Genomic DNA, 16,161 nt, shown 5'->3' with positions numbered 1-16,161 from the left:
CCTCAGGCGGTAGTCCGCTTCTGCCGGCCTTTAAGCAGGCATGATTCTTCAATAGTTTTAACCAGTTCCCGGGCCAGTTGTTCGGGCGTACCGCAAAAACTGGAGCAGCCGGTAGCGGCTACGGAATCAGGCATCGAGCTGTTACCACAACTTGCGCTTTCCTGAACCCATATCCGGCTACCATAAGCCTTGAGCAAAGGCGCTGCCGTCGCCCCGTCGTCCCCCATGCCGGAAAACAGGATGGCGTGGCAGCGTGCGCCATAATGATCCGCTGTATTCAGCAGAACCTGATCGATTGAGGGGCCATAAGGCCCGGGCCAGGGCGTATCCAGTTCGGTCAGCACGCCGGTACTTTCAAACTTCCATTCGTGCTCAACCGGCATCAGCACCACGTCGCCGTTTTTTACCCGGTAGTTTTCTTCCGCATGCCGCAATTGGTAATGCGCGTGACGCCCTAGCACGCGGGTCAGCACCTCGGCAAAATGACCATCAATGTGCTGGGCGTAGATAAAACCCACCGGCAAGCCTGGTGGCAGGCTGTCCAGGAATGCCTTTACTGCTGCCGGCCCACCCAGAGAGGCGCATAATACCCATACATCTTCCGCTACCGATCCGGGTGCTGCAGTTGTCAGCCACTGGGGAGGCTCCGATGCGGTCTCGCTCTCCGGAGCCTGTTCAGCAAGCTCTTCCAGACTTGATCTGGAATCCAGCTTTAGCAGTTCTCCCAGCTGCTGCTCCAGCTTGCCCTGGAGCCTGCGCTCCCAGCGAATATACTCCATACTGCTGGATGCAGGAGCCTGGTCCAGACCGAAAAGAACCGGTGCTTCGGTATTCTCCAGCAAGTAATCGAACAGTGCAGGGTGATCCGCCTCATCTTCCAGAGTCACCAGCCATAAACCAGCCTCCGGGAAACCAGGTTGGCCCTGAAGCCTTTCAGGGTCTCCGGAGAAGCAGACCTCAAGGCCGAATTTCGCAGTTGCTGATTGCAGGCGATGTCTCTGCAAAACAACATCCGAAACAATTCCGACCTGAGCCCGACCGTTTTGGCCGGTCATCACTGCTTACCGGTCAGCCGTTCGATCGTTGTCAGCAATTCAGTCTCCTGGAACGGTTTGCCGAGGTATTCGTTTACGCCAATCGCCAGAGCCCGCTCCCGGTGTTTCTCACCGGTTCGTGATGTGATCATGCAGATAGGCATATCACGCAGATTGTCGTCGTGCCGCACGAAGCTGGCCACCTCAAAACCATCCATACGCGGCATTTCGATATCCAGCAGCATGATGTCCGGCTTGTGATCCTGCAACTGGGCAACCGCGTCCAGGCCGTCTTTAGCGGTGATGACCTCCATGCCGTTGCGCTCGAGCAGACGAGACGTAACCTTTCGGACGGTTACTGAATCATCCACGACCATCACAACGGTAGCGCGCTCTTCGTAGCGGACAGACTCCCGCGCATTTGCCAGGTCGGCCAGGCGCTGGCGTTCAGACAGTATGTCGGAACGGATCATTGCCGGCAGGTCGAGAATCACAACTACGTTACCATCCCCCAGGATGGTGGCACCGGATACGCCGCGCACAGTGCCGAACTGCGGCCCAAGGGATTTAACAACGATTTCCCGGCTACCCATCAGGTTGTCTACCTGCAGCGCCATGGGCTGCTCTGCACCGCGAACCAGAATTACCGGCAATGGCAGAGCCTGGCCCTGGAGCTTGGGCTGATGATCACTGTTCAGCAGGCTGCCGAGATACTGCAGGCGATACTCCTGACCCGCGTACTCGTACATAGGCGCGTCCGGCTTGTAGTATTCCTCCAGCTCGTAGGTGCTGACCCGGACAATACCTTCAATGGTATTGAGCGGGATTGCGTAGAAGTCTTCACCCGTGGACACCATCAAGGCACGGTTTACCGAGACGGTAAACGGCAGGCGCACGGTGAATACGGCACCCTGGCCGAACTGCGACTCGATATCGAGACTGCCGCCGAGCTGTTTGATTTCGCTGGCCACCACATCCATGCCAACGCCGCGGCCGGAAATCTGGGTTACCTTCTGCGCGGTCGAGAAGCCTGGTTGCAGAATAAACTGAAGAATTTCCCGTTCCGAGAGGTCTTCGTCTGCTCGCAAGAGGCCCTGACGTATAGCTTTATCCCGGATGACCTCAGATGGAATGCCGGCGCCATCGTCTATCATGCGAAGCACCACATCGCCGCCTTCGCGGACCAGTGAGAGGGTAACCTGCCCTGTTTCGGATTTACCGTTTTTCTGGCGCTCGTCCGGGCTCTCAATACCGTGGTCGATGGCGTTGCGCAACATGTGCTCCAGCGGCGCGATCATGCGCTCCAGGATGTTGCGGTCCATTTCGCCTTCAGCATTGCGTACATCAAATTCAACTTTCTTGCCCAGCTCGCCACTGATCTGACGAACAATCCTGCGTAAACGCGGCACCATGGAAGAAAACGGAATCATTCGGGTCTTCATCAGACCTTCCTGCAGTTCCGTATTGATGCGGGACTGCTGGACCAGCAGGGTTTCAGTGTCCCTGACCCGATCAGATAGTGTCTCGCGCAAATCTGCCAGATCCGATGATGACTCGGTCAAAGCCCGGGACAATTGCTGAATGGACGAGTAGCGGTCCATTTCCAGCGGATCGAAGTCATCGCCGTAATCCGGGCCATGCTCTTTTTCAGCACTGAAGAGAATCTGGGCCTCTGTTTCAATGTCCATCCGGCGCAACTGTTCGCGTAAGCGCTCAATAGTTGCGGCCATCTCATCCAGTGTGTGGCCGAAATCACTGCTTTGCTGCTCCAGTCGGCCACGGGTAATACTGGTTTCGCCTGCCAGGTTGACCAGATCATCCAGCAGAGGTGCAGATACCCGGATAGTTTCCTGCGCAGCGGTGCGTTGTGCATCTGCAGCCTTTTTCCGGTTCTTTGCCGGTGCTTTTGCCAGTACGGGCTTGGGCGCAGGCTCTGCCGGAGTGACGGTTGTGTCCTGATCTGCTGATACTTCCGGTTGCGTCTGAACCTCGGTTGCCGCGGTAGCTTCGCTCAGCTGCTTTTGTGTCGCTGCGCCAGATTCGAAACGTTCACGTACACTCGCCACCAACGCGATGATGCCGTCATGGTGTTCGGTAATGGCCTGCCACTGGCTTTCATCTGGCGCTTTGCCATCCAGTTCTATCAGACTGGTTTCAAAGTTGTGTGCGCTATCACCCAGCACAGATATCTGGGATAAACGGGCGCCACCTTTGAGTGTGTGCAGAGCGCGCTGCGCTTCGTGATTGAAATGATTGCTGGAGGGCTCTTTACGCCAGTCATCAAGGATCTGTTCAAGCTGATCCATGATTTCAACGGCCTCTTCCAGGAAGATTTCCAGTATTTCCGGATCAACCGTTTCCTGATCTGCTGCAGCAGTCTGCTCCTCTGAAAGGTCGCCGCTGGCCTCATCAGGGTTTTGGATGCTGTTGAAGATGGCAAGAAGCTCGAGATCGGCAGCCGGCTCTGTACCTTGTTCGAGCGCGGCGAGCATGGACGTCAGGTCAGCCAGGCCACGGTCGCTGAGCGCTAAAAGAAGCTTCTGGTTGCCGGGGCTGGAGATCAGCGAATCCAATGCGTCCAGCCAGCCATCCGCCAGTTCGGCAATGGGGTCCAAATCGGATAGCCGCGCCCCGCCTTTGAGTGTGTGCAACTCCTGCTGAAGCTGAGCGACGCCGTCCATTGCGAGCGGGTCTTCGCGCCACTGGTCGAGACATTCGCTGATAGCAGCGTGGATCTCGTTACCTTCATCGAGGAAGATATTGGTGAGTTCTTCGTCGCTGTCTTCCGCAGGCACTTCAGCGTGAGTGATTTCGGGTAGTGGCTCGGCATCGCTTCTGTCAGCAGCATCCTCGGGCACGGATTCACCGCGGAGAATGGTTTCAACCTGGTCTACCAGTTCATTGGCTGGTGGGCAGGGCTTTTGAGTCGCTACCTGCTCAACCATCTGCGCCAGCCTGTCGTGGCAGGCGAACAGCAGATCGGTCATGGCATTGCTGGATTCAAGCTGCCCCTCCGCCACTTTCTCGAAGAGATCTTCAAGTACGTGCGTCAGATCACCAATAGCGTCCACGCCGGCCATACGCGCACCACCCTTGAGGGTGTGCACGTCCCGCTGGAGTTCTGCGGCTACGGAACGGTTCGACGGATCTTCACTCCAGGTGTGCAGCGCACTGCCTGTGGAGTTGATCAGGTCGTAAGCTTCTTCCAGGAAAATGCCGGTAAGCTCCGGATCCATGTGCGAGAGGTAGGTTTCATCCTCGCTACCGGCGGCCTCTTCAACTTCTTCAGTTTGAGGTTCAGGAAGTACTGCTTCCTCGGCTTCGGGTTCAATGAGCCCGGCGTCTGAAACAGCAACATCGGTAACCGGACGCGAGCCGCTTGTATTGTCCATATAGACGCGGATTTCGCTGATCAGATCCGGGGCCGGTCGTGGAAGCTCTTTCGCCTCCATACTTTCTACCATGCCAGCCAGGCGATCATGGCAGCGGAAAAGCAGATCCGACAGTTCGTCGTTGACCGACAGCCGCTGTTCGGTGAGACCTTCAAAGAGGTTTTCAAGCTCGTGGGACAAGTCACCGACCGATGGAATGTCGGCCAGACGTGCGCCCCCTTTCAGGGTGTGCAGGTCGCGTTGAAGGAGGCGCAGAATATCCTGATTACCGGTAGATTCGCTCCAGCTCTGCAGTGCATCGGCTGTACTGTCGATGAGGTCACGGGCTTCATCGAGGAATATTTCGGCAAGCTCTTCGTCCAGTTCGCTCTCGGACGTTTCCGGCAAAGGCAGGTCGGACGGTGGTTGCTGGTCTGCGTCGGTCGTTTCAGCTTCGAGGGCTCCCAGTTCCTCCATGTCAAAGCTGAGATCGATTTCTTCCAGGTCTTCGGTGAATTCCTGGTCGAAGGCGCTGGTGTCTTGTCCAGACAATGATCGGGCGAGGGCTTCCAGCTCGGAAACCAGTTCGTCCCCCGACTCAACTGCCAGGCCGGCTGCGGCCTGATCCATCATATTGATCAGATGTTCATGGGCATTGCGAAGCGTCGGGAAGAAATATTCCTCCGGTGTTGCATTCCGGATGATGGTCGCTTCGTATACTTCCTGCAATGCTTCAGACAGAGCGGCAACATCGGGCAGGCCGGCATCGGTCGCTGCATCGGTAAGTTGCGCCAGTTCGGCGTTGAGACGGGTGAGCGGTTGGGTATCCTGTGGATTATCCGCCAGCTGATCAAGAATAAGGTCAGCATCGAGAACAACGTCCAGGCCTTCATTAAGGAACAGCTGCAAGAGCTGTGAGGGTGCCGGCTGCTCTCCGTCAGGCCTCGGTTCCTCGTTGTATGTGCGGAGCCTTTCGTTGGAGACCTGTTCCAGTTTTTCCAGGAACGCTTCGGTGCCATCCAGTGAAGCCTGTGGATCTCTGCGAATCTGGGCCAATCCCTTTGTCAGGAAATCGCAGGCACTTTCTATCAGCGATAGTACATCGCGATCGGCGCGCAAGTTCTGGGCACGGGATTCCTTGATGAAGCCTTCGAGCGGAGCAATAATCGCTGCAATTGGGGCGATCCCCGCTGTATGGGCACTGCCCTTGAGAGTATGTAGAGCCCGAGAAAGGCTGTCAGTGTAGGAGACGCTGACCTTGTCGCCGGCTGAGTCCAAAAACTCATTCAGTGTTTGCAGGTGGGTTTCGGTTTCACTCTGGAAAATATCGAGTAGTACCGGGTCAACGCCACTCTCATCTGCATCGTAGGCTGGTTCGGCCGTCTCCACTGCACTGCTACCGGCCACGCCTTCGGTTTCAGCCGTTGGCATGGCGCTGGCATCGGGAATTTCTCCATTGGCCAGTGCCGTGGCGCGCTCCTGCAGGCCAGCGCTATCAATTGAAGGAGGCTGATGGTTCTCGAAATCACTTACCAGGGCTGGAAGAACGCTGGTGGCCTCGTCCAGCAGGTTAGCAATATCGTCGTTCATGAAAATGCTGCCGTCGATGACGCGGTTCAGCATGTTTTCTACAGACCAGGCCAGCTCGCCGACCACCAGGGCACCGACCATGCGGCCACTACCCTTCAGGGTATGGAACGCACGGCGCACTTCGGAAAGGGCGCTCCGGTCATCGTGCTGGCGAAGAAGCATGGGCAGGTATTCGCGGATGGTATCCAGAACCTCGCCGGCTTCCTCGATGAAGATTTCGAGGATTTCATCGTCAATCAGATCGTCTTGCTGGTCGTTGCTGACCGCCTCTTCCAGCTCCGGGATTTCCTCGTGCGCTGGTTCTTCCGCCCGTTCGTCAGGTGCAAAGGTGGGTTCACTGTCGCTGCGGCGAGTTGTGGTCATTGACTCCGCACGCCCGGTCAGCCCGGCTACATCACCTGTTACAAGGCCCTCACGGAACTCTTGAATCAATGACGGGATACGCGCGATGACCTCGTCCAGCAAAGTGAACAGGTCGTCATTCGGTTTGATGCTCTGGTCAATGACCCGGTTAAGCAGGTCTTCTACCGACCACGCAAGCTCTGCAAGGCTGCTTGCGCCAACCAGACGACCACTGCCTTTGAGTGTATGGAAGGCGCGGCGAACTTCTGTCAGTGCCGGGCGATCGTCGTGGTTTTGCCGCAGACGGGGATAAAATTCGTGGATGGTCTGCAGGACTTCCTCGGCTTCTTCAACAAAGATTCCGAGAATCTCTTCATCGAGAAGGTCCCCATCCGCTGCCTTGGCTTCAGTTTGCTCAGCAGGCACGACGCTATCTTCGGCCGCTTCTTTAACGGGCGCGTCGTCATGGGTGAGTTGTTCGTTGCCCCAGGTCGGTTCTTCCCCTATCGGGAAGCCAAGGCGCGTGAGACTTTCTTCAGCGATTCTCAGGACGTCTTCGTTATCGCTGATGCCTTCAGCAAGGCGTTCCAGATAGTACTCGATACTGGTGACCGCGTCGGCGAGCGTATCCAACTGCTTCCAGTCGGGGACGTGTTTGTCGCTGAGCAGAACATCTGAAATATAGCGCTCGGCAGAGGCGAGCATGCTGGCCACGCGTTCCAGGGGAACAAGGCTCAGGCCGCCGCGAATGCTGTGGAGCAGACCGGGGACGTGCTCAATTTCACGGGTATCCCACTGGGAGGCAATAAAGTTAATGACAGCAGATTTGACCTGCTCCAAGGTATTACGGGATTCCCGCAGGAGGGCGCTGCTGGCCTCTCCAAGTTCAAGGGAACCTTTGTTGGAGGGCAGATTGTCGCCGCTGTTTTCTGAAAGCTCTGGCTGTCGATCGCTGTCCAGGCTGGCGAGGCTGGCTTCCACGTAGAGCAGAGCGCCGGCGATGTCCATCAAGGTGCCATCGTCAACCGGTTCGCTTTGGGCGCTGAGTTTCTCAACCAGCTCCATCTGCTCGGTAATAACTTTCCGCGGAATTCCCAGGCCCAGTACCGCAAGTGTGTTACCTACCTGCACCAAACCGGGTAAAAGGTCCTCCAACTCACTGTTCTGGCGCTCGTCTGAGCGAACAAACAGGTCCAGCTGATCTTTCAGCTTGGCAAGCTCTTCATTGAGCGCGCTGACCACAGAGTGAATGGCTTCACGTCCAGGGCCAGAAACGCGGCTCCTGGCTGCATCTACGTCATCCTCAGAGGGCAGGGCATTCTCGAGTTGATAGCGTTTGCGCAGATCACGAACTTTTTCGGAGTCCAGGTCACGAGCCCGGGCAACGTAATAAAGCAGGTGTTTGAGCAGTGCGTCGGGTGCCGGCTGTGCAAGGATGTCGGTATGTTCGTCTATGAGACTACGGATCTCACTGTCGAGGTTTCGCAGCAGGGATTTAACCGCAGCGTTGACCGGGTTTGCTCTGGCCTGGAGCGTTTCTACAAACGCTGCGGCCGCTTTCCAGAGTTCGCCGCGAGGGGTCTGCTGGCATAGACGAACAAGACGATGAATCACTTTTTGCAGGTAGGCAAACTGTGCGTTCAGGTCTTCTTCGCGAATAACTCCGGCAAGCGCAAACTGGTACATCTGGCGCAGCTTGCGGATGTGACCAAGTACTGTCGGGTCCTGCAGGCGCTGGGAAACATTGCCTGCCACGGACATGCGCGATGCAGTCAGGTCGGGCTTGAACAGAGACGTGTCAGAGAGCAGGGGTTCGCCACGGGCTGCGCGGAGGTCGTTCAGCAAAGGTAGCAGCACCATCGGGAAATCATCCTGGCTACTGCCCAGATGTTCCAGATACTGCGGGAGCTGAAGAATAGACTGCATCAGGACATTAACGGCTTCGTCCACACTAGTGACGCTGTTATTCAGTACCGCCTGAGTAAGCTTTTCCATTTCCTCGGTCAGCAGGGCTGCACCGTAAAGCTCGACCATCTTCAGAGTGCCATGCACCTGATGGAGATAATTCAGGCAGAAGCGCAGGCGAGCGGTGTCGTCACGATTCTCGACATACGCTTCCAGCGCGTGCTGACCCTGAGTCAGCGTATCCTGTATCTCGCCCCGAACCCAGTCGAGGGCGATGCTGTCATGGTGGTTGCCCATAACCTCTCCGGTTATTCTTCGTCAGTCTGGCGCTTTATCCACGCCAGTACATGTTCCGAGGGTACTCTTTGCAGGCCTGGGGGCTGCCAATCGGTCAGCTCTCCCTGGCCCAGAACCAGTAGTCCCCCGGGCGCCAGCCGCTCTGCAAGTCGCCTGACAATGTCCCGCCGGCGCCAGCGACGGAAATAAATCAGCAGATTCTGGCAGAAAATAATGTTCATCCCGTGCATGGGTGCCTTATCCAGATCCAACACATTCAGTCTGGTAAAGCAGACCCTCTCCCGGATGCTCTTAATAATTTCAACGGTATTGCGCTCGGCCGGGCGAAAATACCGGGTCTTCATGTGCTCTTCCATGCCCAGAAGCTTGCGGGCATTAAACTGGCCAGTCCGGGCCTTCTCAATTACCGGCGAACTGATATCCGAGCCGGTTACGCCGTACAGCGGCTGCAGTGCCAGCTGGCTCATACACTCGTTCAGAACCATCGCAAGAGTGTAGGGTTCTTCACCGGTGGAGCATCCGACACTCCAGGCTTCAAGCGCTTGCTTCCGTAACTGCTCTCTGGGCCGCGTAAGAATATAGTCGGCGACCAGCCGGAAGGCGTCGGGATCACGGAAAAAACGGGTTTCCTGAACCGTTAGCCGGTCAACCAGTGTCGACCACTCCCGTATGGCATCTGGCCCTCGAACGATCGCTTCGTAGTAAGCCTGATAACTGCTGTAGCCTATTTCGCGCATCCGGATGGCCAGGTTGGTCTCCAGAAATGAGCGACGCTCTGAAGGCAGCGTCATGCCCGTGCGATGCTCCAGCAGTTTCTGCCACTGGTTGAACTGCGCCTCGTCCATGTCAGGAAGACGGCGCAGAAACCAGGTACTTTCGGCAGCTGACGGATTGTTGTGAAGCTCAGACATAAACCGCCATTAGCCTCAGGCTGTGTATCAGCTCACCACCGGAACGTTGCTGTCTTCCTCTTCCTCGTGGTCTACCAGGTCTTCTTCAGGCAGCGTAAAGCCGGCAACGGAAGACCGCAGCTCGGACGCCATTTCTGCCAGATTCCCGATAGATTTCGCAGTCGCGTTGGTGCCGGACGACGTCTGGGAAGTGATTTCCTGGATAACGTTCATCGTGTTGGAGATGTGCGCTGCAGAGGACGACTGCTGACGTGCGGCGTTGGAGATGTTCTGAATCAGCTCCGCAAGACTCATGGATACGTTCTCGATTTCCTCGAGGGCGATACCCGCGTCTTGTGCCAGCCGTGCACCACGAACTACCTCGGCAGTGGTGTGTTCCATCGAAATAACGGCTTCGTTGGTGTCAGACTGGATCGTCTTAACCAGCGCTTCAATCTGCTTGGTTGCCGCAGAGGAACGTTCCGCAAGGCGCTGAACTTCGTCAGCAACAACCGCGAAGCCTCGACCCGCGTCACCGGCCATGGAGGCCTGGATTGCAGCGTTCAGAGACAGAATGTTGGTTTGGTCGGCAATGTCGTTGATCAGAGATACGATATCACCGATCTCCTGGGAAGATTCACCCAGACGTTTGATCCGTTTGGATGTTTCCTGGATCTGCTCACGGATGTTATCCATGCCGCGGATGGTGTTCTGTACCACTTCAGCGCCTTTCTTGGCGATGGCAACCGAGCGCTCCGCAACCGCAGAGGATTCGGCGGCGTTGGACGAAACCTGGTCGATGGATACGGCCATTTCGTTAACCGCCGCAGAAGCACCGGCAATTTCCTGGGCCTGATGCTCAGAAGCATCTGCAAGGTGCATCGCCGTAGACTGGGTTTCCTGGGCCGCTGAGGCCACACGAACTGCCGTGCCACGAATCGCCTGAACCAGTCCCCGCATCTGATCGATCGCGTAGTTAATGGAGTCAGCGATCGCACCGGTGAAGTCCTCGGTTACCGTTGCTTCCGCGGTAAGGTCACCATCAGCCAGGTCAGCCAGTTCGTCCAGAAGACGCAAGATAGCATTCTGGTTCTGCTCGTTCTGTTCCTGAGTCGTTGCCAGACGCGCTTGAGCTTCGCGGTAGAGGGCCAGACCGATAAATACAACCATGGCGACCATGGCTGCCAGAATGATAAAGGCGAGCGTCGGGCTTACAACACGCGAGCCGCTTTCGCCACGGAAGTTTTCTGCCAGAGTCGATAGCTCAGAGAGCAGGATCTCGGAATTCTGGAAGATATCGCTGGCTGCCGTACGCACCTTGAAGAGGTCGGGAGAAGCTTCAAGGATAGCGTCTACGTTCTGGGATACGAATTCAAACAACTCATCAACGGCTTCAAGGCCATAGATGGCGTCTTCGTCATCTACCTGAGAAATGCCCATGGCAGGGTTGCCATTAAGCTGGCCCATAAGTACGCGGCCAAACAGACTGGCGTCGCGACCAAAACGGTCGGCGGCGATTACGGCATCTTCGTCACCAGAAAGAACGTTGTTTACCGAGCGAACGATCCGTTCCGCAAGCAGGGACTGGCGTTGTGCCAGCGCGATTTGTTCTGCGGGTGCATCGCTGTCCAGCAGGATTTGTACGATGTCGTCGTACTCAACCTGAAGCTGGGGGATGGTTTCGTTCAGGGTACGCGCTACTTCGTGTAGGCCGAGCACGGCGTCCTGAGTTGTCAGGATGCTGTCGGCATTCTCGCGCACCGAATTCCAGTGCTGCTGAACACCACTGTCGCGGGCCAGTTCGCTGGGAGGCAGGCCGGTTGCCGGGTTGCCTTCGGTCACGTTGGCCCAGAGCTGCTGGAATTCATCGCGGGAGCGACGCAACTGGTCGAATGCCTCGGCGGTACCGCCGGCGGCCTCAGTGGCGTTTTTCGCGATTTCCTGTGAAAGCACCCTGAGCTCAGCGGTGTTGGCGATGTATTCCTGATCGTTCTGGCTGTCCCTGTTAATGATAAACAGGACCACAACGAGCAGGACGGTGAGTGCGATCAGCGAGGCGATCAGGGCGGCAACGAGTTTGTTGCCTCCCTGTCCCATACCGATTCTTCCGGCTCTGTTTTTCATTTTCTGGCTCCCGGCCTCTTCAAGTATTTTGGCAGTTGTTTTATTCAGGATTCAGGCAGTCAGGGCGTTTGTCCTGCCACGATCAGCGCCCTTACCACTGTGCGACGTCTAAAAAGCGTTCGTCTTCGAGCAGGTCGACGGCGGAAAACACTCTCCAGACTTCTTCATTTCGTTCATAGCCGCCTGCGACAAACGGCTGAACGTTTTCAGGCACGCCAGCGGGCGCTGCCTTGAAACTGTCGGTTGCAAAGTACTGCATGCCCAAAACGGTATCGACGACCAGTCCGCTGAAAATGTCGCCCTGCTCAATCACAAGCACCCGCCGTTCCCGCTGGCTGCGGGAGGAACGGGGAATGTCAAAGAATCCGGCAAGATCTACCAGGGGAAGAAGGCGCCCTCGAACGTTGGCAGCACCCATTAAAAACGGCCGTACTCCCGGAATGTGCGTAAACCGGGGAACATGCAAAATTTCTGTGACCTCACCCATGGGAGCCACATAGCGTTCACCTGCTAGAACAAAACCGATGCCGTTCCACAGTTCTACGGCTTCCTGTTGTTCCGGCAGGCCAGCGGCCATGGACCGGCTGCGCTGGGCGATATCCGTCAGAACGGCAAAGGGGGCGGCCTGGGCGGACATGCTTACTCCACGGTTGGGGATCAGGCAATCAGACTGTTGATTGTTTTGATCAGGTCGTCTTCGTTAACCGGCTTCACCAGGTATCCTTTTGCGCCCTGGCGAGTGCCCCACACGCGATCGGTTTCCTGATCTTTGGTTGTGACAATAATCACAGGGATGGACGCCGTTTCCGGGGCCCTGGTCAGCTGACGGGTTGCCTGGAAGCCGTTGAGGCCAGGCATGACCACATCCATGAGCACCAGGTCCGGGGTCTCGGCGCGAGCCTTGGCAACACCATCGGCGCCATTATCCGCCGTAAGCACGTCGTGTTTGTGCTTTTCCAGAATGGTGGAGATTTTCTTAACCTCGGTAGGAGAGTCATCAACAATCAAAATTCGGGCCATGGGGTCCTCGATGGTTCTATGTGTCAGCAGGTTTACTGTTACGTCACGGGTAAATAGTGACGGATAGTGTTGAGCAGCTCATCCTTGCTGAACGGTTTCGTCAGGTACTGGTCCGAGCCAACGATGCGGCCTTTCGCTTTGTCGAAAAGTCCGTCTTTGCTGGACAGCATGATGACCGGCGTCTTTTTGAAAGAGGAATTATTCTTGATGAGCGCGCAGGTCTGATAACCGTCCAGGCGAGGCATCATGATATCCACGAAAATGATGTCCGGCTGTGAGTCGGCAATCTTGGCCAGAGCATCAAAACCGTCTGTCGCGGTAATAACCTCACAGCCAACCTTTTTCAGGAGAGTTTCTGCGGTGCGACGGATGGTTTTACTGTCGTCGATCACCATGATCTTCAAGTTCTCGAAGTTGTCATCCATTATCCAGGTGCCTTGCGCTCAGCGACTGTCATTGTTTTCAAACGAGGGTTTTTTTAGCACAAACCTTAAGGTTGTTCTATAAACCCCGCTCATTTATAGATTATCGATGGCTCGATAAAAAGTAATACTTTGTGACCAAATGTACTTCTGCCTGAAACATCACGTAATTCATCAAGGATTTCTCCGGATGCATTCATGGCTCGGGTACAATACCATCTGATTTCGAAGCATAGCACTTATTGCCCGGTACACTCTGCAGACCGGTTCGTGTTTTTAACCTCTAGGGAGCTCAGGACGCACTATGACAGTTCGACTCGGGATCGTGATGGATCCGATTGAGGATATCCATTTCAAAAAAGACAGTTCTCTGGCTATGTTGCTGGCAGCTCAAAACCGGGGCTGGGAAATTGAATACATGGAGTTGCCCGACCTGTATATGGATGGTGGCAAAGCCATGGCCCACACCCGCAGTCTCACGGTGCACATGGACCCCGAGAACTGGTTCAGCTTTGGCCCGACCAGGGATCGTGCTCTGGGCGATCTGGATGTGATTCTCATGCGCAAGGATCCACCCGTGGATCGCGAGTTCCTGATTGCCACCTATATTCTTGAATCAGCAGAACAGCAGGGCGCCTTGGTGGTAAACCCGGCAGCGACCCTTCGAGACTGTAACGAAAAGCTGTTTGCGACCCAGTTTGAGGACCTTACGCCGCCCCTGCTGGTAAGTCGGTCGGCGAAGCGCTTCCGGGACTTTTATGCAGAGCACGGTGACGTCATCATGAAGCCGGTGGACGGAATGGGCGGCCATTCCATCTTCCGTATCAAGGAAAATGACTTCAACCTGGGAGTAATTATTGAAACTCTGACCAACTACGGTTCGCATCAGGCCATGGCCCAGAAGTTCATCCCCGAAATCAGCGACGGCGACAAGCGTATTCTGATGATTGAGGGTGAACCTGTACCTTACTCACTTGCGCGGATTCCTTCGCAGGGCGAGAATCGCGGCAATCTGGCGGCCGGTGGCAAGGGTGAGGGGCGTGAGCTTACAGCACGGGATCGTGAGATTTGTGCGCGGGTTGCGCCGGTCATCAAGGAAAAGGGCCTGATGTTTGTCGGGCTGGATGTTATCGGTGATTATCTCACAGAGATCAACGTGACCAGCCCGACGTGTATCCGCGAGCTGGATGACACTTTTGGAACGGACATCGGTGGAATGTTGATGGATGCCGTCGAGAAACGTCTCAAGCAGAGCCGGAGCTGACGGGAACATCATGGATCAGGGCCAACGACAGGAACGGGCGTAGTAATGGCAGTGCAGGTCAGCGATTTCGACAGGTTTTCCTTCACGCTGTTTATGGCGTTGGTGGTACATGCGGTGGTGGTTCTGGGTATTACCTTTGCACCAGAGGCTCCGCGCTCTTCTGCTCAGACCATGGAAATCACCCTGTCGCAGTTTGACGACGAGCAGGCGCCAGATGAGGCCGATTTTCTGGCCCAGACCAGCCAGCAGGGCAGTGGCACCGAGGAAGAAGTCCGGGAGATGACCACAACGCAGCCGGCCGAAGTCCAGCAGTCGGAAGTGGCGCAGGTACAACCGGAGCCGCAGGCGCAAACAGAGCCAGTTCGGCGCCAGGAGCAAACCGTGGTGCAGACAGAAAGCCAGTCGAGCCGTCAGGTTCAGGAGCCGGAACAGCGCACCAGGCCAGAAGAAGAGCCTTTGCCCGTAAAAGAGAAGAAGAGCTTGATGGAACGGAGCCTGGAGATCGCCAGTCTTGAGGCTCGTTTCGATGCTCAGCAGCAGGCTTACGCACGTAAGCCCAGAGTGATGCGGGTAACGGCTGCCTCCACCCTCAAGTCCAGTAACGCCTGGTACGTGCAGAATTGGGTGAGCAAGGTAACCCGGGTTGGCAATATCAACTATCCCACCGAAGCTCGCCGGGCGGGAGTTTATGGCACGCTGCGCATGCTGGTTTCCATGCAAAAAGATGGCACAATCAAAGAGGTCGCCATACTGCAATCGTCCGGGAGCACTCTGCTAGATGACGCTGCAATTCGCATTGTCCGGATGGCCGCGCCGTTCGCCCCTTTCCCGGATGAAATGCGCGAAAATGTGGATGAACTGGAAATCATACGTACCTGGTCCTTCCAGCAACGGGGGCTGACATCCGGATGACGGCATCAAAGCACTCTCCTCACAGTTTGCGGCATCATTTTCTGGTGGCCTCGCCCTACCTTGCAGATCCACGCTTCCACGGTGCCGTTATCTATCTGTGTGAACATTCCGACGATGGTGCCCTCGGGCTGATGATCAACCAGCCTCTGGACATTCATCTGGGAGAAATTCTGGAGCAGCTCGACCTTCAGGGTGGAGAGCTCGACCTGCCAGTATTCAGCGGTGGGCCGGTCGAGACCGAACGGGGGTTTGTCCTGCATGCGCCCGGCGCAAGCTGGCAAAACACCGCGCGAGTTACGGACGAGGTTATGTTAACGACCTCCCGAGACATACTTGCTGGCATTGGCCGAAACGAGGGCCCGGAAGAGTTTTTGATGGCTCTGGGCTATTCCGGTTGGGGTGAGGGGCAGTTGGAGGAGGAGCTGGGAAGTAATGCCTGGCTGACTTGCCCGGCAACGACGGAGATACTGTTTCGAACGCCTTGGGCGGATCGTTACAGTGCCGTTCTCAAACTGATAGGGATTGACCTGAACCAGCTAAGCGAGACGGTTGGGCATGCCTGAAGTCGGCCGTCGCAGCCTTGTGGCATTCGATTTTGGTCTGCGCCGTATTGGCGTTGCTACTGGCCAGGAGATGCTTGGTACGGGGCAGCCCCTGGCGATGATCCCCGCCGACAACGGAACACCGGATTGGGGGCAGCTGGAAAAACTGCTTGAAGAATGGCGCCCGGACGTGGTGCTGGTGGGCTTGCCCCTGAACATGGACGACAGCGAAAACGACATGTGTGGTCGCGCTCGTAAATTCGGCAAACGCTTGCATGGGCGCTTTCATGTTCCGGTGGAAATGGTCGATGAGCGCCTCACCAGTTACGAAGCGAAGGGCGACGTTATAGCGGCAGGGGGTAGCCGGGACTTTGGTCGGCACGGAGTGGACGATCGTGCAGCGGTGCTGATACTGGAATCCTGGTGTCGGCTGCAGACAGGTTAAAAA

11 protein-coding genes are annotated in these 16,161 nt (G+C 56.3%); 4 read left to right on the top strand and 7 right to left on the bottom strand.

Annotated elements, in window-relative coordinates:
* Window positions 1-2 precede the first annotated feature (2 nt).
* The 7 genes from Q4501_RS05525 to pilG form a co-directional block, all read right to left on the bottom strand.
* Window positions 3-1,055: a chemotaxis protein CheB gene (locus Q4501_RS05525; protein ID WP_303594905.1), complete on the bottom strand. Its 1,053-nt coding sequence runs from the start codon at window positions 1,053-1,055 to the stop codon at window positions 3-5.
* Window positions 1,055-8,539 (bottom strand): Hpt domain-containing protein, encoded by a 7,485-nt coding sequence (locus Q4501_RS05520; RefSeq protein ID WP_303594903.1) that lies wholly within the window; start codon window positions 8,537-8,539, stop codon window positions 1,055-1,057. Before Q4501_RS05520 ends, Q4501_RS05525 begins: the two co-directional genes overlap by 1 nt.
* Window positions 8,540-8,550: 11 nt before the next feature.
* The gene (locus tag Q4501_RS05515; RefSeq protein ID WP_303594901.1) at window positions 8,551-9,450 is read right to left on the bottom strand and encodes a protein-glutamate O-methyltransferase CheR; all 900 of its coding nucleotides are present in this window, start codon (window positions 9,448-9,450) and stop codon (window positions 8,551-8,553) included.
* A 27-nt stretch (window positions 9,451-9,477) separates the two neighbouring features.
* Entirely contained in the window at window positions 9,478-11,553 is a 2,076-nt protein-coding gene (locus Q4501_RS05510; protein WP_303594899.1) for a methyl-accepting chemotaxis protein, read from the bottom strand.
* Window positions 11,554-11,644: 91 nt separating this feature from the next.
* Entirely contained in the window at window positions 11,645-12,190 is a 546-nt protein-coding gene (locus Q4501_RS05505; RefSeq protein ID WP_303594898.1) for a chemotaxis protein CheW, read from the bottom strand.
* A 20-nt stretch (window positions 12,191-12,210) separates the two neighbouring features.
* A complete protein-coding gene (pilH, locus tag Q4501_RS05500) occupies window positions 12,211-12,573 on the bottom strand; it encodes a twitching motility response regulator PilH (RefSeq protein WP_072795640.1) in 363 nt (120 codons plus the stop codon).
* Window positions 12,574-12,611: 38 nt separating this feature from the next.
* Window positions 12,612-12,998 carry a twitching motility response regulator PilG gene (pilG, locus tag Q4501_RS05495; RefSeq protein WP_303594897.1) on the bottom strand — a complete coding sequence of 129 codons (387 nt, stop codon included), beginning with the start codon at window positions 12,996-12,998 and terminating at the stop codon, window positions 12,612-12,614.
* Window positions 12,999-13,299: 301 nt separating this feature from the next.
* On the opposite strand from pilG, the gene gshB reads away from it, so the two are divergent.
* From gshB to ruvX, 4 genes are read left to right on the top strand one after another with little or no spacing between them, the layout of a single operon-like run.
* On the top strand, window positions 13,300-14,259 hold the full coding sequence (gene gshB / locus Q4501_RS05490) for a glutathione synthase (protein ID WP_303594896.1): 960 nt from the start codon (window positions 13,300-13,302) through the stop codon (window positions 14,257-14,259).
* Between the two features lie 45 nt (window positions 14,260-14,304).
* A complete protein-coding gene (locus tag Q4501_RS05485) occupies window positions 14,305-15,171 on the top strand; it encodes an energy transducer TonB (protein WP_303594893.1) in 867 nt (288 codons plus the stop codon).
* A complete protein-coding gene (locus Q4501_RS05480; protein ID WP_303594891.1) occupies window positions 15,168-15,734 on the top strand; it encodes a YqgE/AlgH family protein in 567 nt (188 codons plus the stop codon). The genes Q4501_RS05485 and Q4501_RS05480 overlap by 4 nt, the downstream gene beginning before the upstream one ends.
* Complete coding sequence (gene ruvX, locus Q4501_RS05475) at window positions 15,727-16,158, top strand: Holliday junction resolvase RuvX (protein WP_303594889.1); 432 nt, start codon at window positions 15,727-15,729, stop codon at window positions 16,156-16,158. The genes Q4501_RS05480 and ruvX overlap by 8 nt, the downstream gene beginning before the upstream one ends.
* Window positions 16,159-16,161: the final 3 nt, after the last annotated feature.

Origin of the sequence: Marinobacter sp. 2_MG-2023 (genome assembly GCF_030546935.1) — a bacterium.
Classification (GTDB): Bacteria; Pseudomonadota; Gammaproteobacteria; order Pseudomonadales; family Oleiphilaceae; genus Marinobacter.
This window is presented reverse-complemented; position numbering and strand designations above follow the sequence as displayed.